Annotated in this window: 18 protein-coding genes; 8 read left to right on the forward strand and 10 right to left on the reverse strand. The window is 71.7% G+C overall.

What is annotated here, in order from left to right:
• A partial coding sequence (locus tag KBX71_RS21955) for a hypothetical protein (RefSeq protein ID WP_210819831.1) occupies positions 1 to 763 on the reverse strand: 763 nt, incomplete at its 3' end.
• Between the two features lie 245 nt (positions 764 to 1,008).
• Between KBX71_RS21955 and KBX71_RS21960 the strand changes: the two genes are divergently transcribed.
• Entirely contained in the window at positions 1,009 to 1,458 is a 450-nt protein-coding gene (locus tag KBX71_RS21960) for a ribonuclease domain-containing protein (protein WP_307847232.1), read from the forward strand.
• An 18-nt stretch (positions 1,459 to 1,476) separates the two neighbouring features.
• Positions 1,477 to 1,842 (forward strand): barstar family protein, encoded by a 366-nt coding sequence (locus tag KBX71_RS21965; protein WP_210819832.1) that lies wholly within the window; start codon positions 1,477 to 1,479, stop codon positions 1,840 to 1,842.
• A gap of 77 nt (positions 1,843 to 1,919) precedes the next feature.
• Here the strand turns inward: KBX71_RS21965 and KBX71_RS21970 are convergent, their stop codons facing one another.
• The 7 genes from KBX71_RS21970 to KBX71_RS22000 form a co-directional block, all read right to left on the reverse strand.
• Complete coding sequence (locus KBX71_RS21970; RefSeq protein ID WP_210819833.1) at positions 1,920 to 3,413, reverse strand: FAD-binding oxidoreductase; 1,494 nt, start codon at positions 3,411 to 3,413, stop codon at positions 1,920 to 1,922.
• Between the two features lie 149 nt (positions 3,414 to 3,562).
• A complete protein-coding gene (locus KBX71_RS21975; RefSeq protein WP_196926509.1) occupies positions 3,563 to 4,288 on the reverse strand; it encodes an HD domain-containing protein in 726 nt (241 codons plus the stop codon).
• A gap of 105 nt (positions 4,289 to 4,393) precedes the next feature.
• Positions 4,394 to 5,608 (reverse strand): Gfo/Idh/MocA family oxidoreductase, encoded by a 1,215-nt coding sequence (locus KBX71_RS21980; protein WP_307847233.1) that lies wholly within the window; start codon positions 5,606 to 5,608, stop codon positions 4,394 to 4,396.
• Positions 5,598 to 7,091 carry a mannitol dehydrogenase family protein gene (locus KBX71_RS21985; RefSeq protein WP_210819834.1) on the reverse strand — a complete coding sequence of 498 codons (1,494 nt, stop codon included), beginning with the start codon at positions 7,089 to 7,091 and terminating at the stop codon, positions 5,598 to 5,600. Before KBX71_RS21985 ends, KBX71_RS21980 begins: the two co-directional genes overlap by 11 nt.
• Positions 7,082 to 8,386 (reverse strand): enolase C-terminal domain-like protein, encoded by a 1,305-nt coding sequence (locus KBX71_RS21990; RefSeq protein WP_210819835.1) that lies wholly within the window; start codon positions 8,384 to 8,386, stop codon positions 7,082 to 7,084. The genes KBX71_RS21985 and KBX71_RS21990 overlap by 10 nt, the downstream gene beginning before the upstream one ends.
• A complete protein-coding gene (uxaC, locus tag KBX71_RS21995) occupies positions 8,383 to 9,816 on the reverse strand; it encodes a glucuronate isomerase (protein WP_210819836.1) in 1,434 nt (477 codons plus the stop codon). Before uxaC ends, KBX71_RS21990 begins: the two co-directional genes overlap by 4 nt.
• A 25-nt stretch (positions 9,817 to 9,841) precedes the next feature.
• Positions 9,842 to 11,170, reverse strand: a complete 1,329-nt coding sequence (locus KBX71_RS22000; protein WP_210819837.1) for a Gfo/Idh/MocA family protein — start codon at positions 11,168 to 11,170, stop codon at positions 9,842 to 9,844.
• Positions 11,171 to 11,405: 235 nt separating this feature from the next.
• On the opposite strand from KBX71_RS22000, the gene KBX71_RS22005 reads away from it, so the two are divergent.
• Genes KBX71_RS22005 through KBX71_RS22030 form a run of 6 tightly spaced genes read left to right on the forward strand, consistent with a single transcriptional unit; the run spans position 11,406 to position 17,306 of the window.
• Positions 11,406 to 12,536, forward strand: coding sequence for a LacI family DNA-binding transcriptional regulator (locus KBX71_RS22005; RefSeq protein ID WP_124822892.1), 1,131 nt, complete (start codon positions 11,406 to 11,408; stop codon positions 12,534 to 12,536).
• Positions 12,537 to 12,555: 19 nt separating this feature from the next.
• Entirely contained in the window at positions 12,556 to 13,902 is a 1,347-nt protein-coding gene (locus KBX71_RS22010) for an ABC transporter substrate-binding protein (protein WP_210819838.1), read from the forward strand.
• 36 nt (positions 13,903 to 13,938) lie between these two features.
• Positions 13,939 to 14,922 (forward strand): carbohydrate ABC transporter permease, encoded by a 984-nt coding sequence (locus KBX71_RS22015; protein WP_210819839.1) that lies wholly within the window; start codon positions 13,939 to 13,941, stop codon positions 14,920 to 14,922.
• The gene (locus KBX71_RS22020) at positions 14,922 to 15,821 is read left to right on the forward strand and encodes a carbohydrate ABC transporter permease (RefSeq protein WP_247683907.1); all 900 of its coding nucleotides are present in this window, start codon (positions 14,922 to 14,924) and stop codon (positions 15,819 to 15,821) included. Before KBX71_RS22015 ends, KBX71_RS22020 begins: the two co-directional genes overlap by 1 nt.
• On the forward strand, positions 15,805 to 16,464 hold the full coding sequence (locus KBX71_RS22025; protein WP_210819840.1) for a hypothetical protein: 660 nt from the start codon (positions 15,805 to 15,807) through the stop codon (positions 16,462 to 16,464). The genes KBX71_RS22020 and KBX71_RS22025 overlap by 17 nt, the downstream gene beginning before the upstream one ends.
• Positions 16,461 to 17,306: a PmoA family protein gene (locus KBX71_RS22030; protein WP_210819841.1), complete on the forward strand. Its 846-nt coding sequence runs from the start codon at positions 16,461 to 16,463 to the stop codon at positions 17,304 to 17,306. Before KBX71_RS22025 ends, KBX71_RS22030 begins: the two co-directional genes overlap by 4 nt.
• A 21-nt stretch (positions 17,307 to 17,327) precedes the next feature.
• Here the strand turns inward: KBX71_RS22030 and KBX71_RS22035 are convergent, their stop codons facing one another.
• Both KBX71_RS22035 and KBX71_RS22040 read right to left on the reverse strand, forming a co-directional pair.
• Complete coding sequence (locus KBX71_RS22035; RefSeq protein WP_210819842.1) at positions 17,328 to 19,541, reverse strand: hypothetical protein; 2,214 nt, start codon at positions 19,539 to 19,541, stop codon at positions 17,328 to 17,330.
• A gap of 50 nt (positions 19,542 to 19,591) precedes the next feature.
• Positions 19,592 to 20,347 carry a hypothetical protein gene (locus KBX71_RS22040; protein WP_210819843.1) on the reverse strand — a complete coding sequence of 252 codons (756 nt, stop codon included), beginning with the start codon at positions 20,345 to 20,347 and terminating at the stop codon, positions 19,592 to 19,594.
• Positions 20,348 to 20,367 lie beyond the last annotated feature (20 nt).

Genomic DNA, 20,367 nt, shown 5'->3' on the forward strand with positions numbered 1-20,367 from the left:
GGGCAGGGGTGGGGTGTTGGTGGAGGAGTTCGGCGATCCATCGTGCGGCTTCCCTTTGGGCGGTGAGCATGTGGTCGCGGGCGTCGGTCAGGTCGCGGTCGTCCGCGTGACCATCCAGGATCGTCGCCCACTGGCGGCTCAGCTCCTCGGCGTACCCGGCCTTTCGGATCTGTTCGTCGAACTGGTATTCCAGCTTGACCAGGCGGTCGACGTGCGGCTGGAGCGCGGGCATGATCCGTTCGTCGAGTCGTACGGCGGCGTCGGGGCGGCAGGTGAGCGTGATGTCGCCCCGTTGGTAGTGCCACAGGGGATCCTCGGCGAGCGCCCGCTGCAACGCCACCTCCAGGTCACCGGCCCGGTGTGGGTGCAGGTCCCGGGCGGCGTCGGCGGCGAGACGGGTCAGCCGCTGGATCGCGTTCGGTTGGAAGTACTGCACGTACCAGCTCAGCACCTCGGACCGCAGGCTCGCCGGTGACGACCAGGCGAACGTGGCGCGGATGTAGAACGAGTACACGTACCCGCGTGCGGGGACCGCGATGAGCCGGGGTGCGTCGCGTTGTTCGACGAGTGGACCGGACGGCGACGGCGCGGCAGCGGAGCCGACGGGCGCCTCGTCCTGGAGCGCGGCGACCAGCCGATCCCAGCTTCGCGCCCACCACCGCCAGCCGCGCACACCGGCGTCGCGGGCGATGGTCAACGCGCGTACGCCCCGGTGTCGCCACTGGTCCCCGGGCCTCGGCCTCCCGTCGGGGGCGTCCGTCATGGCACCCCTCCACGGTCACGGATCCGCGTTTCACGCTAACAACAGGTGACCGATTTGCCTGCCGCCACGCCGTCACCGAGCAGACGGCATATCGACACCAACCGGACTGAGGATCATTCGGGGTTAACCGAGCATTGTGGAGCAGTTCGGGTGCCGAGGGGTGTTGCCGTCGACCGGCAGCGGCGAGACTGGGTCCGGTCCGACAATCACGCGGATCGATAGACCGGATGGTCTGGAGGCAGCCTGTGTCCACCCTCGTGTCCCCGCTGGCCACGCTCGGCGCGATCCGCCGGCGTACCACCACCCTCGCCCTGCTCCTCGCCATGGTCGCCGCCGCGTTGGTCGGCCCGTCCGTGGTCTCCCCTCGGTTGACCGACCCGGCCTCGGCGGCGGTCTACAGCTCCTGCACCATGAGCCGCTGCGCGGACGCCCGCACCGCCCGTTCGGGCTGGTCCGCCAAGGGGTTCCCGACCAGCCGAGGCTGGTACTCCTGGAGCGGCGGGAAGTCCAACTTCGCTGGCGGCCGGTTCTACAACTACGAGGGTCAACTGCCCACCAACGCCACCTACTACGAGTACGACGTCTACCCGCGCACCCAGGGCGCCGCCCGGGACGCGTACCGGATCGTGGTGAACCGCAGCACCGGGGTCACCTGGTTCTCGCCCAACCACTACACCGACTTCTACCGGCTCTGACCGATCAGGAGGTACGTGATGGTCGACGAGCACGCGGGTCGGGTGCCCGACTGGCTGATCGTCTGCCACGACGGCGGCCTCGACGTGCCCGGCGCGGTGGTGCTGGCCGGAGCGACGACGCGGACCAGGGCCCGTTTGTTCGCCGCGCTCGCTGCCGTACTGGCCCTGCCGGCGTACCTGGGGGACACCTGGGACGCCCTCTCCGACGTGCTCCGGGACCGGCTCGACGCCGGTCCGCTCACAGTGCTGATCACCGACGCCGGCCAACTGCTCACCGACGAGCCGACCGATCAGTACGGTCTGCTGCTCGCCGTGCTCGGCGACCTGGCCACCAGCGCCCCGCACCCGTTGCGTGTCGTCCTCGACGAGGCCGCGCCGTCCTGACCGCCAATTCGAGCCCGCCGTCGGCGGCGGTGCCCGGCGGCGCGGGCGGTGCCACCCCGCGCCGCTGGTCATCCGGGTCAGTGCGTCGCGGGCGGGATGCTCTGCTCGTACTGGAAGACGTTGTGCGGGTCGTACTTCGCCTTGATCTTGCGCAGCCGGGGGAAGTTGTGCCCCCAGTAGGCCCTCTCCCACTCGGCCATGCCGATGTTCGGCACGTTGACGTAGGCGCCGTCCACGTAGGGCCGCAGGGCCTGGCTGAACTCGGCGATCCAGGTCTGGGCGATCGGGGTGACGGCGTCGTCACTGTCGGGTTCGCCGCGGGTGCCCCAACCGACGCCGGGCTCGGAGTAGAAGAGCGCGTCGCGGTGCGGGAAGGCCGCGCCACCGAACGGCTCCTGTCGTTGCGCCCCCCTGCCGAACGCCTGGGTGAAGAAGTTGCTGTCGGGCGAGGGCGACTTCTCCATGAACTCACGGACGATGCTGACCGCCTTCTCCGGGAACGGCTCGCGGGTGAACTGGGAGAAGAACTTCCATTTCGCCGGCTCGTCCTCGTTGGGGATCTGGAAGTCGGCGTAGACGTCGCCCCAGTTGCCAATCTGCACGGTGACCGTGGGGTTGCCGATCGACAGGATCGGTGCCAGCAGCTTCCTGGCCTCTGCCTCCGATCCCTCCGCGAGCACCGCGAACAGCAGGATCTCGTCCGGGTGGACCTCGACCTGGGTGCCGAGGCGGGGGTCGGTGAACGGTCCGACACGCTGCCAGGCGTCGAAGACCTCGTGCAGGTCGCCGAGACCGGGCCAGGTCACCTGCAGGTAGGCGACGCTGGTGAGCGGGGCGACCTTGTAGGTCAGCGAGGTGACGATCCCGAAGTTGCCGTTGCCCGCTCCACGCAGCGCCCAGAGCAGGTCCGGGTAGTTCCACGGGTCCACCTCGAGCACCTTCGCCCCGTCAGCGCCCGCCGCGACGACGATCTCGGCGCCGATCAGGTTGTCGCAGGCCATCCCGATGTAGCGGGTGAGGAAGCCGAAGCCGCCGCCGAGGGTCGCGCCGGAGAGGCCCACGGTCCCCTCCGTGCCCGTCGTCGCCGCGAGGTCGTGCTCCCCGAGGGCGGTCACTGCCTCCGACTGGGTGAGCCCCGCGCCGACCTTCGCCACGCGAGCGGCGGTGTCGATGTGGACGTCCTTCAACTCGCTGACGTCGATCACGATGCCGTTGTCGACGTTCGACCAGCCTTCCAGGTTGTGCCGACCACTGCGGACCCGCAGCGCGACGTTGTGCTGCCGCGCCCAGGTGAGCGCGTTGACCACGTCCTGGGTCTCCTGGGCGAAGACGATGACCAGCGGATAGTGCACGAACAGCTCGTCCCAGCCGAGGCTGGCCTCCGGGTAGTTGGGGCTCTGCGGCCGGACGATCCGGCCGGTCAGCTGTGCCGGCGGGAACTTCGTGTCGGAAGGCCACCCGGGACCGTCGGCCGCGATGGCCGAGCTGCCGGCGATCATGCTCGGGATAGCGACCGCTCCGGCGCCGACGGCCGTCGCCCTGAGCAGATCACGACGGGAAAGGTCGCGCATGGTCCGAATCCTCTCGATTGGTGACACGCCCGAAAGATGAACCGAGAGGGAATTTTCCTCTCATCCGGCGCAAACCAACCGTAATGCCCGAGGCTTCTGGACGGATCTGAGAACTTGTCACGGAACCCGGTCGGGTGATCCGGTACCTGTCAACTCGGGGCGGGCTGGTCCAGGATGGCGCTGAACCGCTCCTCGGCGAGGTCGAGCTGGCCGAAGATGTGCCGCTTCACCGCGGGCGACAACGGGGTGTCCGGCCGGCCGATCAGGTCCCGGAACAGCGGCACCAGCGGCCGGTACTTCCGGGCCGACGAGATCACCTTCGGCCCGACGGTGTGGATCACGCCCACCCCGTTGTCGGTGAAGTCCGACACCTTGATCACCCGAGCCCAGGGCTCCCGGTCCAGGCTGACCGCCAGGTGCTCCCGGTACTGCGCGTTGCGGTCCCGCTCGGGGTCGTACACCGGATTGGTGACCGCGGCGACCAGGGTGGCCACCCGCGGCCCGAACCGCGCCGCGAGCGCGGCCAGCGCGGCCCCGGTCGGGTCGGTGCCCGGGTTGCCGTCGGCCAGCTCGACCGGGTGGTCCTCGACGGCGTCGTGCAGCAGACCGGCGACGATGACGTCCACGTCCCGCACCTGGTAGTGGTGCATCAACCGGATCGCCACCCGCAGCAGGTGGTTGAGGTACGGCTCGCGGACGCGTCGATCGTCGCGGTGCAGCTCGGCGGCGAGGTCGAGCGCGGCGGTCAACCGCGCCCGGGCGGCGTCGTCGAACTGCTGGACCTCCAGCCGGAAACGTTCCAGCAGGCCCGGTTCGCCGTGAATCTCGGTGATCGCGTGCATCGGCATGCTGCCCAGGTGCGGCGGGAAGTCCATGCGTCACTTATAGCCGATCTTCACCACATCGATGAGCCCGTACGTCGCCGACCCGACCCGACTGTGCGTGTTCTGTCCAGGCCGGCCGTCGGGATGAGTGCCGGGCTATCCGGTCAGCTCGGCGCGGTACGCGGCGGACGCCCACGGCACCCCCAGCTCGCTCGGCAGCGCCCCCCGCTCCGCCGCCCGGCGCAACACGTCGACGACGCCCCGCAGGTGGCGGACCCGCTCCCCGCCCTCGCCGAGGGTGCTCACCAACTCGCCGTCGAGCAGCCGGGGCTCCGGCGCGGGTTGTAACGCGTCCAGCAGCGCGGTGAACGGGGTGGTACGGGCCAGCGGCGCGATCAGCGGTACGCCCACCGGGTCGACCCGGTGGGCGAGCAGATTCTCCAGCAACCCCCGCCGCCCCGGCACCCGGCGTGTCACCACGTCCCCGGGCAGGCGCAACCGGTCGGTCGGGTACTCCAGCACCGCCTGCCCCGTCGTACCTGTCACCACCACCTCGCCCGCCACGAACTCCTCGGCGGCCAGGGTCGCCGCCACCAGCACCGGCGGCCCGACGCGGAACAGGACCCGCAGCACGGCGGTGTCCTCCACCTCGATCGGCCGGACCCGGTAGCGTTCCACCTCGATCGCGACCGGCAAGGGCGTCGCCCCCGCGAGCGCCTCGGCGATCGCCAGGCACTGCATCACCGCGTGCGCGAACGGGTTGGCGAGCGCGCCGTCCAACACCGGCCGGCCGTCCAGACTCCGTCGACCGGCCCAGGGGGAGCGGGCGTAGTAGGCGTCCGGCCGTTGCCAGGCGGCGATTGTGGAGATGCCGGTGACAGTGCCCAGTCGTCCGGCGGCCAGCGCGTCGGTCAGCGCGGTGAGGGCCGCCGAGCCGAGCGCCTGGAAGCCGACCTGGGCCACCCGGCCGGCGGCGGTGAGCGCCCAGGTCAACTCCTCGTGTTCGGCCAGCGACAGCACCGGCGGCTTCTCCAGCAGCAGGTCCGCGCCGGTGGCCAGGGCGTCGCGGGCGATCGCCAGGTGGGTGTGCGGCGGCGTGCAGATCACCACCACCTCCGGCCGGGTGGCGGCGAGCATCGCCCGGTGGTCGGTGAACACCGCCGCCCCGGGCGGCACCGGAGCGGCCGGGTCGTCCTCCACCGGCCGTACGTCGACCAGGGCGACCAACCGCAGCCGACCGGCGGCGTGCAGGGGCGCGATCACCCGCCGGTGCCAGCGGCCGTGCCCGTTCGCCCCGATCACCGCCACCCGGGTAGGCGGTGCGGCCCCGTTCACCGCCGCCCGGCCACTGTCGACCCGGTCACCGGGCACCGGCCAGGGTGGCCTCGACGCCGTGCCGTTCCAACGCGGTCAGCCAGGCGATCACGTCGGCGCGGACCTCGTCGTCCTCGGCCACCTCCACCGGGATGACCTCGCGCAGAGCGAAGACCGCGTCGACAGCGCCCGTCGGGCTCTGCGCTCCGGCATCCAGCGCGGCCCGGATCGGCCCGGCCAGTGGGTCCTGGAACGGCAACGGCCGGCCGTCGTCGGCGTACCCCAGCACGAAGCGTAACCAGGACGCCACGACCAGCGCGCCCCAGCGCGCGGACCGCCCGGCCGCGCGCAGGTCGGCGATGGTGTGCAGGACGCGCTGCGGCAGCTTCTGGGAGCCGTCGATGGCCACCTGGAGGGTGCGGTGGTGAATCGCCGGGTTACCGAACCGGGCGAGGGCCTGCTCGCCGTAGTCGACCACCAGCACCCCGTCCGGCGGGGTGAAGCTGGACGCGACGTCCTCGGCGATCAGCCGGCGCAGCACGTCGCGCAGGTGCGGGATCTCCAGCGCGTCGGCGATCGTCTCCCGACCGGCCAACGCCCCGAGGTACGCGATGGCCGAGTGCACGCCGTTGAGAGCGCGCAACTTCAACCGCTCCCACGGGCCGGCGTCGTCGGTGAGCACCGCGCCGGCGAACTCCCAGCCCGGTCGTCCACCGGGGAAGTCGTCCTCGATCACCCACTGCGCGTACGGCTCGGCGGCCACCGCCGCCAGGTCGGTCACGCCGAGCGCGCGGCGGGCCGCCTCGATCGTCTCCGGGGTGCTGGCCGGCACGATCCGGTCCACCATGGTGCCCGGGCAGGTGACGTTGGCGGCCACCCACTCGACCAGCCCGGCGGGCACACCGCCGGCGCGGCCGACCGCCTGGTCGAGCATGCCGTGCAGCCGCCGACCGTTGGCCGGCAGGTTGTCGCAGCTCACCAGGGCCACCGGCCCGGCGTCCGCGGCGGCCCGGGCGGCCAACCCGCGCAGCAGCAGCCCCGGCACCGTGGTCGGCGGTCCGCCGCCGGCCAGGTCCGCGGCGAGCGCCGAGTCCGGGGACAGCTGGCCGGTCACCGGGTCGAGTTGGTACGCCTTCTCGGTGACGGTCAGGGTCACCACCCGGACCGCCGGGTCGGCGAGCAGCGCCACCACGGCGTCCGGGTCGCTGGGCGCGTGCCGTACTCCGCTCAGTGCGCCCACCACCCGGGTGGCACTGCCGGCGGCGGAGAGCGCGCTGACGCTGAAGAGATTGTCCTGCGCGGCGATCGCCTCGACCACGGCAGAGCTGCGCGGGGCGACGGCCACGATGCCCCAGTCACCGCCGGCCGCGCCGACCGCCGCCTCGGTGTAGACGGCCTGGTGGGCCCGGTGGAACGCGCCCAACCCCAGGTGTACGACGCCGGTCGGCACGGTGCCCGGCCGGATCAGCGGGCGGACCTCGGCGGGCAGCCGGCGCAGCATGCCCAGGCCGAGCCGGGAGGCCCCGACGGTCACCGCCATGCCGGACCGTCCGGGAAGCGGAACTCGGCGATCGAGGCGGGCTTCATGGTGGCGCTGTAACCGGGACGCTCCGGCAGCAGGTAGCGGCCACCGCGGGTCCGCACCGGATCGACGAAGTGTTCGTGCAGGTGGTCGACGTACTCGATCATTCGACCGTCCAACCCGGTGCCCACCCGCAGGTAGTCGAAGATCGCCAGGTGCTGGACATACTCGCAGAGGCCCACGCCGCCGGCGTGCGGGCAGACCGGTACGCCGAACTTCGCCGCCAACAGCAGCTCCGCCAGGACCTCGTTGACGCCACCGACCCGGCAGGCGTCGATCTGCATGACGCCGATCGCCTCGGCCTGGAGCAACTGCTTGAAGATCACCCGGTTGGCGGCCACCTCACCGGTGGCGACCCGGCAGCGGCCGGCGGTCAACTCGGTCACCGCGCGGGCGATCCGGGCGTGGCCGAGGATGTCGTCGGCGTGGGTGGGCTCCTCGATCCAGTACGGGTCCACCTCGGCCAGCGCCGCCATCGCGGTGATCGCCTCGTCGACGTCCCAGACCTGGTTGGCGTCCATCATCAACAACGCGTCCGGGCCGATCTCCTCCCGGATGATCCGGGCCCGCCGCAGGTCGTCCGCGAGCGGGCCGCCGACCTTCATCTTCATCGCCCGCCAGCCGTCGGCGTACGCCTGCCGGGTCAGCGCCCGCACCTTGTCGTCGGGGTAGCCGAGCCACCCGACCGAGGTGGTGTACGACGGGAAACCGTCACGTTCGAGGGTGGCCAACCGGTCCGCCAGCCCGTCGCGCCCTTTCTCGAGGATGGCCGCCGCCTCGTCCGGGCTGAGGGCGTCGGTGATGTGCTTGAAGTCGACGCTGGCCACCAGGTCGTCAGTGGGCAGCTCGGCGAGGAAGCGCCACATCGGCTTGCCGGCCAGTGTGGCCCGCAGGTCCCACACCGCGTTGACCAGCGCGCCGGTCGCCATGTGGATGACGCCCTTCTCCGGGCCCAGCCAGCGCAGCTGCACGTCGGCGCTGAGCGAGCGCCAGAACGCCACCGGCTCGGCCGTGATCTCCTCGATGGTGCGCCCCCGCACGTGGTGCGCCAGGGCGCGCACCGCCGCGCAGGTGATCTCGTTGCCCCGGCCGTTGGTGAAGGTGAACCCGGCGCCGGTCGGGCCGGCGTCGGTGCCCAGCTCCACGTACGTCGCCGAGTAGTCACCCCGGTTGATCGCGTCGGAGCCGTCGCCCCGGGCGGCGGTCGGGAACCGCACGTCGTGCACCTCTACCGAGGTGATGGTGACCGTCACTGGTTGTTGCCTCCGAAGTTGAAGACCCGCTTGGGCAGCCGGTACGCCAGGTCGACGATGGTCTCGGCCGCCTCGTCCATCGGCAGCCGGTGCTCGGCGACCAGCCGGGCCAGGAAGCCGGCGTCCACCCGCCGGGCCACGTCGTGGCGTACCGGGATGGAGCAGAACGCCCTGGTGTCGTCGACGAACCCGGTGGTGTTGTAGAAGCCGGCGGTCTCGGTGACCGTCTCCCGGAACCGGCGCAGCACCTCCGGGGAGTCCAGGAACCACCAGGGCGCGCCGAGCAGCAGCGCGGCGTACCCGCCCGCGAGGGGCGCCAGCTCGCGGGTGAAGGTGTCCTCGTCGAGGGTGTAGAGCACCACCCGCAGCCGGGGGTCGTTGCCGTAGCGCTCCAGCAGCGGGGCGAGCGCGTGCACGTACTCGGTGGCCTGCGGGATGTCGCCGCCGACGTCGCGACCGTGCCGGGCGTGCAACCACCGGTTGTGGTTGCGCACCGCGCCGGGGTGCAGCTGCATGACCAGGCCGTCGTCGAGCGACATCCGGGCGAACTCCACGAGCATGTGCGCCCGGAACGCCTCCGCGTCGGCGGCGTCGGCCTCGCCGCGCCGACCCCTGTCGTAGAGCCGCTCGGCCTCGGCCGGGGTCAGGTCCAGGGTGCGCGCGGTGGGGTGGCCGTGGTCGGAGGAGGTCGCGCCGGCGGCGATGAACGCGGCGCGTCGGGCCCGCAGCGCGGCCAGGTAGCCGGTGTACGTGCCGGTGTCCTCGCCGGCCCGGTCGCCGAGACGGTCCACGTTCGTCGACCAGCCCTCGAACTCCATGTCCACCACGTCGTCCGGGCGGAACGTGGTGACCACCCGGCCGCCCGGCCCGCCCCACCCGTCGGCGGCGAGCTTGGCGTGCTGGGCGAGGTCGTCCAGCGGCGACTCGGTGGTCGCCAGGACCTCGATGCCGAACCGCTCGAACAGCGCCCGGGGTCGGAAGTCCGGCTCGGCGAGCCGGGCCGCGATCTCGTCGTAGAGGGCGTCGGCGGTGCTCGGGCCGAGCGGGGTGTGCACCCCGAACACGGTGCGGAAGGTCTGTTCCAGCCAGAGTCGCGACGGGGTGCCCCGGAACAGGTGCCAGTGCGCGGCGAAGCGTCGCCAGATCACCCGGCCGTCGGTCTCCACCGGGCTGCCGTCGCGGGTGGGCACCCCCAGATCCCCCGGGGGTACGCCCTGACTGAGCAGCATCCGGGTCAGGTAGTGGTCGGGCACGATGAGCAGCTGCGCCGGGTCCGGGAAGGGGCGGTCCTCGGCGAGCAGGGCCGGGTCGACGTGCCCGTGCGGAGAGATGATGGGTTGCTCCGCCGCCAGGGCGTACAGCTCCCGGGCCAGCGCGCGTTGGCCCGGTTCGGGTGGCAGGAGCAGGTCGGTGTGGTTGAACGTGGGCACGGGGTGGGGCTCCTCGTCTCCGGTGTCAGCGGGGGGTGAGCAGGTCGGCGACGCGCACAGGTTGACCGGTCTCGAAGGACCGGTTGGCGGCCAGGCCGGTGAGCAGGGCCAACGCGCCGTCGTCGGCGGTCGCGGCGCGGCCCAGCGGGTCGGGTTGACCGCCGAGGAGCACCCCTGTCATCCGGGCGTCCGCGCCGCCGTGCCCGTGCCGACTGCGGCCCTCCACCGGGATCTGCCGGGGCGGGGCCCAGAACGGGCGCACTGTCAGCGTCGCACCTCCGCCCTCGATCGGCGCCTCGGCGCCGTGCAGGGCGGCGCCCTTGACCGCGCCGGCGGTGCCCCGGTCGACGAAGTCGTTCTCGGCCACGTCCAGCTCCAGTCGGCCCCGGCTGCCGTTGACCATCACCCGGTAGCCCTCCCAGGGCGCGTACGCGGTGAGGTGGTAGGTCATCGTGGCGCCTGTGGAGTAGCGGGCCAGCACCGCCATGTCGTCCTCGATGCTCACCCCGGGCGCGAAGACGTTGCGGTCGCGCTGGTAGCCGTCCTCGGCCTCGGCGTCGAGGTACAACTCCCGCAGCCGAGGGTGCGCGTCCAGCCGCAGCGCGAACGGGTCGTCGGCGGCGGCAGGGGAGCCGTGCGCCCGGTCGTAGTCGCGGGCGTAGCCGTGCCGGCGACCGTCCTCGCCGTAGAAGAAGAGTCGGCCGGCCGCGTACACCTCGACGGGTGTGGCGGCCAGCCACCAGTTGACCAGGTCGAAGTGGTGGCTGGCCTTGTGCACCATCAGCCCACCGGAGCTGGCCTTGTCGCGGTGCCAGCGGCGGAAGTAGTCGGCGCCGTGGCGGACGTCGAGCAGCCACTCGAAGTGCACCGAGCCGATCTCGCCGACCGCGCCCTCGGCGAGCAGCCGGCGAACCTGTTCGTGCAGCGGGTTGTAGCGGTAGTTGAAGGCGACGGTGACCCTGCCGCCGGTCTCGGTCACCGTGTCGAGGATCCGCCGGCAGCGGGCCGCGTCCACTGTCATCGGCTTCTCGGTGACGACCTCGCGGCCGGCGCGCAGCGCGGCCACCACGTACTCGTCGTGGGTGACGTCCACGCTGGTGACCAGGACGACGTCGACACGCTCTTTGTCCAGCATGGCCTTGAAGTCGTCGGCCGGGTACGTCGGCACCGGGCGATGCCCCAGCTCGCCCAGCCAGCGGTTGTGCGCGTTCATCCGGGCCTGGTTGATGTCGGCGAAGGCGACCAACTCGGTGGTGTCGGCGTGGTCGAGCACCAGCGCCCGGACGAACATCTCCGCCCGCGCGCCGGTGCCCACGACGGCGTACCGGACCCGTCCGGCGGCTCTAGGTGACATGCGGTCGCCTCCCGGGGGCTGCAAAGGTTTGCAATGAAGTAATCACGATCGATCCGATCGCGTCAACGACGGCACCGGAATCGGCGTCATATGTCAGTGTTTGGGGGGCCACAGATCACCAAGGGGAGTGTGGGTGCAACGAAGCCGTAACCATTGACCGTTGACACTGGCGCAACCGTTTGCATTAATGGGCCACACCCACGTGACCGCCACCACATCGGACGAAGGGGCCGCCGTGCCAGTCACCATCCGGGACGTCGCCCGGGCGTCCGGTGTGCACATCTCCACCGTGTCCCGCACCTTCTCCGCACCGCACCTGGTCAACCCGGAGACCCGGGTCCGGGTGCTGGCGTGCGCGGAGGATCTGGGGTACCGGCCGAACCGCGCCGCCCGAGCCCTGATCACCGGGCGGACGCACAACATCGGGCTGATCATCGCGGACATCGCGAACCCGTTCTTCCCGCCGCTGATCAAGGCGGCGGAAAGTCAGGCCCGGCACCGCGACTACCACGTCTTCGTGGCCGACACCAACGAGGACCCGACCGCCGAGGAAGAACTGGTCCACGCGCTGGCCAAGCAGGTGGACGGGGTGCTGTTGTGCAGCCCTCGGATGAGCAACAGCCTGATCGAGCAGCTCAGCCGCGAGGTGCCGCTGGTGGTGGTGAACCGCCAGGTGACCGGCCTGCCCTGCGTGCTGATGGACGTCGGGCAGGGCGCCCGCTCGGCGATCGAGCACCTGGTCGGCCTGGGGCACCGCAGCATCGCGCTGCTCGGCGGCCCGCGCAGCTCGTGGACCAACCGGGAGATGCGCCGTGCCGCCGGCGCGGCTGCCCGAGCCGGCGGCGCGGAGCTGACAGTGCTCGGCCCCAACGCCCCCACCGAGGTCGGCGGCTCCGCCGTCGCCGAGCAGGTGCGACGCAGCGGCGTGTCGGCAGTGCTCGCCTACAACGACCTGATGGCGATCGGCCTGATCGAGGGGCTGGACGCGCTCGGGGTCCGGGTGCCGCAGGAGGTGAGCGTCGTCGGAGTCGACGACATCACCCTGAGCCGGCTGACCCGACCCAAACTGACGACGGTGGCCACACCCACCGGGGCCGCCGGCCGGACGGCCGTCGACATGCTGCTGCAACAGGACATCGAGTCACCGCGCAACGCGCGGGGGTCCGGTGCCGGCACGGCGCTCGGCGTCCGTCGTACCACAGCACAGGTAATGCTCCAGACCGACCTGGTCATCCGCGACTCGACCGGCCCGGGCCCGTACGCCCGACCGGCACGTCCCCTGGCCGCACCGCGTGGCCCGGGCCCGCATTGCCCTGCGGGCCCGGGCATCCCGACTGCGGCCACCGGTGACGCCGTCGCCTCCTAATGCCGAGGAGTGAGCGCACATGCACCCCGCAACGCCCCCCACCACTGACGCGCCCGTCGGGCGCGCCCACCGTACCCCGCTGCCTCGGCGGCACCTGCTCCGTGGCCTGCTCGCCGTGACGGTCGCCGCACCGCTGATGTTCGGTGCCGCCGCCTGCGGAGACGACGGCGGAGCCGCCGATCCGAACGCGCCGGTCAAGCTCTCCATCTTCTGGTGGGGCGGCGACGCCCGGGCCAAGCTGACCGAGGACGCGCTGGCCCTCTACACCAAGAAGCACCCGAACGTGACCTTCGAAACGACCTGGCAGGCCAACCAGGGTTACTTCGACAAGCTGGCGACGCTCACCGCCGGCGGCAACCCGCCGGACCTGTTCCAGATCGACGACAACTACCTCGCCGAGTACGCGGCCCGCAACACCACGCTCGACCTGACCTCCTACCAGGAGTCCGGAAAGCTGGACACCTCCAAGTTCCCCAAGAGCCTCTGGCAGTACGGCGTCGTCGACGGCAAGCTCGCAGGCCTGGCCGCCGGGGAGAACACCCAGGGTCTGGTCTACAACAAGACGCTGCTGACCAAGCACAACCTGCCCGAGCCGACCACCGGGATGAGCTGGGAGCAGCACATCGCCTGGGCCGAGCAGGTCACCGCCAAGACCAAGGTGCCCGGCACCCAGGACCCGAGCGCCGACTACAAGGCGCTCTGGGTCTGGCTGCGCCAACAGGGCAAGGACCTCTACAAGGGCAAGGAGTTGGGCTTCACCGCCGAGGACGTGACGAAGTGGTTCGACCTGTGGAAGGGCGCCCGGGACCGCAAGGCCACCCCGACCGCGGACGTCATCCACGAGGGCAACTCCAGCGACGTCACCAAGCAGCTGGTGGTCACCGGCAAGTCGGCGACCTCGTGGGTCTGGGCCAACCAGATGCCGGACCTGAAGAAGAACACCAAGGACGAGCTGGGCGTGATCGCCTACCCCGGTGACCCCAGCGCGCAGTGGGCCCGGGCCTCGATGTACTGGTCGGTGTTCAAGGGCAGCAAGAACAAGGACGTCGCGATCGACGTGATCAATTTCCTGAACAACGACCTGGAGGCGGTCAAGCTGCTCGGCACCGACCGCGGCCTGCCGTCCAACCTGGACCTGCGCCGGGTGGTCAGCGACGACACCACCGACCCGGCCATGAAGCAGTCCATCGCCGTCGAGGCGGAGCTGACCCAGAAGTTCGGCGAGTCGCCCCAGGTGCCGATCAAGGGGCACAGCAAGGTGAAGTCCGAGCTGATCAAGGCCGCCGAGAACGCGCAGTACGGCCGGGCCACCCCCGCCGAGGCCGCCGCCCAGTTCGTCGAGGCGTGCAAGTCCGCCATCGCCTGACGCCGTCAAGGTCTGTGTCGAAGAGAGGAGCTGTTCGTGGCGTTGACCACGGCGCCCGACCCGACCCGACGCGGCCCCGGAGCCGCCCGGACCCACGCCGACAGGCGTGGGCCCGGACGCCTCCGGCACAGCGAAGGTCTGGCGGGGTACGTCTTCCTGTCGCCGTGGCTCATCGGCCTGATGGGCGTCACGGCAATCCCCATGTTGCTGTCGCTCTACCTGAGCTTCACCAACTACGACATCCTCACCCCCTTCTCCGAGGTGGAGTGGGTGGGGCTGGCCAACTACGAACGGATGTTCACCGCCGACCCGTCGTACTGGCACGCGGTGCGGGTGACAGTGACCTTCGCGGTGATCGCCGTACCGCTGAAGCTGGCCGCGGCGCTCGGCGTGGCGCTGCTGCTCAACCGCGCCTGGCGCGGTGTCGGGCTGTTCCGCGGGCTGTTCTACCTGCCGTCCCTGCTCGGCGGCAGCGTCGCGCTGGCCATCGTCTGGGTCAACATGTTCAACCGCGACGGCGCGTTCAACTCGCTGCTGAGCCTCTTCGGCATCACCGGCAAACCGTGGGTCAACGACCCCGACTGGGCCCTCGAAACCCTCATGGTGCTGGCCATCTGGCAGTTCGGCGCGCCGATGGTGATCTTCCTGGCCGGGCTCAAGCAGGTGCCCACCGAGCTGTACGAGGCCGCGTCGGTCGACGGGGCCGGCCGGTTCCGCCAGTTCCGCAACGTCACCCTGCCGATGCTGTCCCCGGTCATCTTCTTCAACCTGGTGCTGGAGACCATCAACGGCTTCCAGGGCTTCACCGCCGCGTTCGTGCTCAGCAACGGCACCGGCGGCCCGGTCGACTCCACCCTGATGTACACGCTGAACCTCTACATCACCGGCTTCACCGAGCTCAACATGGGCTATGCCTCGGCGATGGCCTGGGTGTTCCTGCTCGCCATCGCGGTCATCACCGCGATCTTCTTCAGCACCGGACGGTTCTGGGTGCACTACTCCGACGGGGAGGACCGGTGATGGTGACGGTGACCCCGACAACCGACGCGCCGACCACAGCGCCGCCGAACCCGCGCCGACGACCCGGCGGGCGGCCCGTGTTGCGACTGCTGATCCTGGTGGCGATCGTCGCCGTGGTGCTCTACCCGCTGATCTGGATGGTGGGCACCTCGCTGAAGTCCCAGGAGGAGATCGTCAACAACGTCGGGCTGCTGCCGGAGCGGTTCAGCCCGGGCAACTACACCGCCGGGTGGTCCAACTTCGACGTCAGCTTCGGCCGGTTCTTCCTCAACAGCACGATGGTCAGCCTGCTCACCGTCGTCGGTAACGGGCTCTCCTGCCTGCTGGCCGCGTACGCCTTCGCCCGGTTGCGGTTCCGGCTGCGCGGCATGTGGTTCGCCGTCATGATCGGCACGCTGCTGCTGCCCCAGCACGTGCTGATCGTTCCGCAGTACATCCTGTTCCGCACACTCGGGCTGGTCGGCGGCGAATGGCCCTACCTGCCGCTGCTCATCCCGCAGTTCCTGGCCACCGAGGCGTTCTTCGTCTTCCTCATGGTCCAGTTCATGCGCGGCGTCCCGCGCGAGCTGGACGAGGCGGCCCGCATCGACGGCGCCGGCCCGTTCGGCATCTTCCGGCACATCATCCTGCCGCTGAGCCGTCCGGCGCTGGTCACCACGGCGATCTTCTCGTTCATCTGGACCTGGAACGACTTCTTCCGCCAGTTGGTCTTCCTGTCCCAACTGGAGGACTACACAGTCCCGGTCGCGCTGACCCTGTTCATCGACTCGACGAGCCAGAGCGCGGTCGGTCCGATGTTCGCCATGTCGGTGCTGTCGCTGCTGCCGGTCTTCCTGTTCTTCGTCGCGTTCCAGCGGATGCTCGTCGAGGGGATCAACACCAGTGGCATCAAGGGCTGAACCGCCATCAGGGGCCGAACCTCCGGACGCCGGCGGGCGGCGGGACTGGCGCGACGTCGCCCGCGACGCCGCCGACCTCGCGCTTCTCGGCATCCTGCTGACCCTCGCGGCGGTGCCCCTGCTCACCGCCGCCGCGGCGGCAGGCACGGCCAGCGCGGCGGTGCACGACTGGACGCGCACCGGCAGTTGGCCGTCGGCGCGCACGACGGTGCGCCGGTTCGGCCGCTCGGTGCTGCCCGGTGCGCCGGTCAGCCTGCTCGCGCTCGTCGCCGCCGCGCTGCTCGCCGCCGACCTGGCGGCGCTGGCCACCGGCCGGGTGCCGGGCGGCCCGGCGGCGCTGCTGGTGACGGCGCTGATCGCGGCCTCTCTGGCCGGGTATGCCGGGCTGGTCGTCGTCGAGGTGGGCGGCAACGGGGGCGGGCGGTGGCGGGCCTCGGCCCGGTCCGCCGCCCGCGCCTGCCTCGACGCGCCCACCCGCTGGGCCGCGCCGACCGGGGTCGTGGCGCTGGCCGGGCTGCTCGCCGTCCTGGTCACCCCGGTCGCGGTGCCGATCCTCGCCGGCTACACAGTGGCCGCCCTGCACGCCGTCACCGGCCGCCGGCCGGTCCCGGCCAGCGTCGTCGGCCACCGGGAGCTGCCGTGAGCGCGGAGCCGGTGCGGTTGACGGTCGGTGCCACGGAGGTGGCCGAGTACGTGCTCGACCCGGCGTTGGACGTGCGGCACGGGCCCCGACCGTACCTGCACCCGGTACGCACGCTCGGCGGAACGATCGTCACCGACGCGCTCCCCGCCGACCACGTGTGGCACCTCGGCGCGTCCCTCGCGGTGCAGGACGTCAACGGCAGCAACCTCTGGGGTGGGCGCACCTATGTTCGCGACGTCGGCTACACCTGGCGTGACGACCACGGCGTCATCGCGCACACAGGCGAGGTCGAGCGGTCCCCGGGCCGGTACGTGCACGACCTCCAGTGGCGCGACCGGGCCGGCGGGGTGCTGCTGACCGAGCGGAGGTGGCTCGCCGCGTCGGTGGTCGCGCCGGACGCCTGGCGGCTCGATGTGGAGTCCGTTCTCGTCGCCCCGGACGACCGGGAGATCCAGCTGGGTAGCCCGGCCACCAACGGCCGCCCGGGCGGGGCCGGTTACGGCGGGTTCTTCTGGCGGGCCGCCGCCGACGGCGAACCGGCGGTGTCCACCGCCGACACGGCCGGGGAGGAGACGGTCAACGGCAGTGCGGCGCCGTGGCTCGCGCTGACCGGCGTCCGGTCGGGTGGCGGGGCGTACACCCTGGTCTTTGCCGGTCTGGGCCGAGGCGACAGATGGTTCGTGCGGACCGGGATGTATCCGGGGGTCTGTGTGGCGTTCGCGTTCGACCGTCCGGCGGTGGTGCCGGCCGGTGGGAGCCGGCACGGCCGGTACCGGGTGTGGGTGGCCGACGGGACCCTCGACCGGGACCGGGTCCGGGCCCTGGTCGTGGCGGTGCCGTGAACCCCCGCGCGGGCCCGGCGGTCAGCCGGACCGGTCGGTCAGCTCACGGACGGCAAGCTGGTACTGGGCCTGGGTGTGGTACGGCCAGTGTCCCTCGATCGGCGGCGGCACGGTGTCCGTCGGGTCGATGGTCAGGCTGCGGGGATCACGCAGTCGAGTGTCGATGTCGACGCCGGGCGGCGCGCCGCCCGGGCCCGCCGGGAAGATCGGCCCGCCGATCGGGTCGGTGTCGCGCCACAGGTTGCGCCACCGCCACCCGATGCGCCCGCCCAGGTCGCGCAGCGTCCGTGGCCCGAGGTACGCCGGGTAGAGCCGCGCGTAGGTGCGTTGCAGCGGTGAGCCGTAGGTCAACAGCGAGACCCGCGCTAGCACGGACGGCGGTAGTTGCAGGATGGTGGCCGCGGCGAGCACCGAGCCGTGGCTGTGCCCGGAGATGACCACAGGTCCCCGCGCGGCGAAACCCGTGATCCGTCTCGCCAGCTCCGGCACGGCGCGGGCGGCGTAGCAGGGCGGCGCGAACGGGTGGACCGTGCGGGGCCAGAACGTGCCGAGGTCCCACAGCACCGCCACCACCCGGCGGGTCTGGGCCGACCGGTACGCGCGGAATCCGAGGATCAGGAGGCTGATCACCAGCAGGCTGATGACCCAGACCCCGGCGTCGGTGACGTAGGCGGTGAAAACTGCGGCCGCGCCACCGTGCCCGCCCAGGCGGTCCGCGAGCTGGGTGGGACCGATACCGATCAGGTCGAAGGCGACGGTGGCCAGCCCGAGCGACGCGATCAGCAGGAACGCGACCAGGACCGGGCCGAACTCCTCGGTGATCCGGGACCGGGCGATGGTCTCCCGGACCAGGCGCAGCCGGTGCGTGTCCTGCGCCGGCACGTCGGGGTAGTCCCGCTCGGTGATCCGCGCCGCCAGCCTCCGCCGCCGCCGTCGGCTCAGCAGGAGGGTGGCCGAGGTGACCGCCGCGCCGATCAGCAGCGCGGCGAGCCCGGCGAGCGCAGCCCACCAGTAGGCCACCGGCGGCTCCAGCGGGCCGACGACCGGCGGGTTGGGCCGGATCGGGTCGGGGATGTTGCCGTGGTCGAGGGCGTCCGCGACGCGGTAGACCAGGGTCGCGGTGAAGGCGGCGCCGACGCTCACCGCCGCCGCCGCCATGATCGGGGTGCCGAGCCCGCGCAGGACGGGGCGCTCGCCGTCGCGGGCGGCACGCTGCCGGGTGTACGTGACGACGGTGAGCACGACGAGCAGGACGCCCTGCGCGGCGACCACCCCGGCGGCGGCGCCCTCGTACCCGGGCAGCTTGCCCAACCCGACAGGTGCCGGGTCCGCGCGCGTGGCCGCGCCGAGGCAGCACACGGTCACCACCACGGTGGCCGCCCAGAGGGGGCGCAGGAGCCGTCGGGCCCTGGCCGGCACGGGCAGGGCGAGGAGGATCACCGCGACAATGAGCAGCCCGGCGGCGATCCCGAACAGCACGTCGTGACCGGGCGCGCCCGCGCCGCCCGGTGTGATGCCGGCGAGCAGGGCGACGTTCAGCGTCCCGATGCCGAGCACCACGTGGAGCTGTCGCAGCCAACCGGTGGTCTGCTCGTCCTGCCAGAAGTCGGCGTAGGCGAGGCTCTCGGCCCTCTCGATGGGCAGGGGTCGCGTCGACGAAGGGCCGAACCCCTCGAAGGCCCGCGCCGACCGGGTGCCGATGGCCCAGACGACCCGCAGCGCCAGCAGGGGAACGATCGACAGCAGCGCCAGTCGGGGCCCGGTCGGGAGGGCGTGCAGCCAGGCCAGGTAGGGGCGGCTGGCCCGGCACCCGGGGTACGGCACACACTGCCAGCCGACCAGGTCCAGCGTGACGCCCACCGCCGCCAGCACGAACGTGGCCGTGAGGGTGGCGGCGAGCAACCGGCACAGCACGCCGAGCAGCCCCCACCTGTCGTTCCCCGGGGGTCGGAGCCAGATCGCCAGGTTGCTCAGCATGAAGGGCAGCAGCAGCAACATCGAGGCCGTCCGGACCGCCGCGCCGGCGGTCAGCGAACCCCAGCGGTACGCCTCGACGGCGACTCCGTCGGTGGCCCCGCCGGCGGTGCCGCTCCCCGGCCGGGGCCGGAAGAAGCCCGCGTGCGTGTCGCCGGCGACCCGGACCACGATCGGGTGGTCGAGGATCCGTTCGGCGGTGACTCCGGAAATGCCGTGCACCCGCAGCTCCACGGCCTCGCGCTCCGGCGTCTCGTCCACGCCGTCAGGGTCACAGACAATCCATCCGCGCGCTGCCGATACCGCAAACGTCAACGGGCCGGAAGGGCGGCGGTCACCCGGATGGCCTTGACGATCGCCGGGATGGAGCCGATCAACAGCACCAGCCCCCAGATGATCGCGATGATCGCGAAGACCAGCGCCGCCACGTCGTCGACGATGCTGACCAGGATCACCGGCACCAGGTTGTGCAGGAACTCCAGCACGACAGTGCACAGCAGGGTGGTGAGGATCAGCAGGACGAGGCCCTTGTTCTGCAGGAAGCGCGGCTGGGCCAGCACCAGCATCGCGGCCCACACCAGCTTGAGCAGCAGCACCAGCCCGAGCAGCACCGCCGCCTCGCCGACCGGGAAGAACCCCCACAGCGCCAGGTACGCCAGGGTGCCGAACGGGACGGCCAGGAACAGCGACACCATGATGGACAGCTCCACGAACGCGACGACCAGCGCGACCAGCCCGACGATGATCAGGATGATCGAGAAGATCAGGCTGGCGACGCCCTGCACCCGGCCCTGGACGCGCTCGGGCAGCAGCAGGCCCAGGCAGAACAGCCCGGTGCTCCAGGCCGCCACCGCGTCGATCAACGCCAGGTAGCCGGTGCCCCGGCCGGACGGTTCGCTGACCCCGGACACGTCGTCGATCTCCACGTCCAACGCGCCGGCGCTGTCCGCGAGGGCCGCACCGGCGTCGGCGCCGCCGAGCAGCAGCCCGGCACCCAGCTCCACCCCGATCGCCAGGACGATGGCGAGCATGGCCAGCAGCAGGAACGGCTTGCGCAGGTCACCCACGGCGGCACCTTCCTCTCGAT

Source organism: Micromonospora sp. D93 (genome assembly GCF_018070365.1).
Lineage (GTDB): Bacteria > Actinomycetota > Actinomycetes > Mycobacteriales > Micromonosporaceae > Micromonospora > Micromonospora ureilytica.